Genomic DNA, 1,230 nt, shown 5'->3' with positions numbered 1-1,230 from the left:
AGACTGCCAGATTTTCATTTGTCCGCTGGATAAGTTGTTTAAGCCCTCCGACAGACTCTGCCCATTTTAATGTTGCCAGCCAATCTTCATTAGCCAGCATGGATGGGGTGTTAATAGTAGAACCTTCAAAAATCTCTTTATTCAGTTTACCACTTTTGGTCAGTCGGAAAATTTTAGGCAATGGCCAGGCAGGAGTATAGCTTTCTAACCGCTGAACAGCCCGCGGAGATAAAATCAGCATCCCATGTGCACCTTCCCCACCTAAAACCTTCTGCCATGAGAAAGTAATGACATCCAATTTATGGTAGGGTATATCCATAGCAAATACGGCAGAGGTAGCATCGCAAAGCGTGAGCCCTTCCCGGTTATCAGGAATCCAGCCGCCATTGGGTACTTTGACTCCGCTAGTAGTCCCATTCCAGACAAAGACGACATCATTCTTGAAATCTACCTTCTTTAAATCCGGTAATTTCCCGTATTCTGCCTCAAAAACTCGGGTATCTTTTAATTTTAACTGTTTGGTAATGTCGGTTGCCCATTCTTTACTGAAAGATTCCCATACCAGAACATCAACTCCACGGCACCCCAGCATAGACCACATGCACATTTCAAAAGCGCCTGTATCGGAAGCCGGTACAATACCTACCAGATAATCATCAGGAAGTCCAAGCATATCTCTTGTTCTTTTAATTGCTTCAGCTAATTTTTCCTTGCCAGGTTTGCTCCGGTGTGACCGGCCAAAAGGTGTATCCTTCAGCTCTTCAACAGAATACCCTGGATGTTTGGCACAGGGCCCTGAAGAAAAACAGGGATTTTTAGGAACTCTTGTTGGTTTCATTTTATCTATTCCTTTTTTGGTACAGTTATGTCTTCGGGGGATAAGAAATTTTCCAGTTCTGTTAGAGTCATTTTCTATTGCTTTATCATACGCCTTTATCGCTTCAACCCACTTTCCGCACTTGATCACAAATGTAAAATTTATTTGCCCAATTATCCAAAGATTCCTGTCAAACGAAAGGCTGGAATTTAACCGATTTTCATTTCAGTCGAATACCCCGCTAGCTTGCTGCGGGGATGGAAAACTTCCCCGATAACCGTTGTAAAATAATTGATTTTATATTCTTAATTACCTTTGTACTGTAGATGGAATTAAGACATGCAAACCATTGTGTCTACAAAATAAGATACCATATGGTTTTTTGTGTTAAGTACCGTAAAAAGCTTCTTTTA

2 protein-coding genes are annotated in these 1,230 nt (G+C 41.4%); one reads left to right on the top strand and one right to left on the bottom strand.

Annotated elements, in window-relative coordinates:
- A partial coding sequence (locus NC238_05390) for a phosphoserine transaminase (protein ID MCM1565373.1) occupies positions 1–838 on the bottom strand: 838 nt, incomplete at its 3' end.
- Between the two features lie 305 nt (positions 839–1,143).
- Between NC238_05390 and NC238_05385 the strand changes: the two genes are divergently transcribed.
- Positions 1,144–1,230, top strand: an 87-nt coding sequence (locus NC238_05385; GenBank protein MCM1565372.1) for an IS200/IS605 family transposase, incomplete at its 3' end; no start/stop codon positions are given.

The organism is Dehalobacter sp. (assembly GCA_023667845.1).
Classification (GTDB): Bacteria; Bacillota; Desulfitobacteriia; order Desulfitobacteriales; family Syntrophobotulaceae; genus Dehalobacter.
The sequence above is the reverse complement of the archived record's forward strand: the minus strand, read 5'-3'. Positions and strand labels throughout refer to the sequence as shown.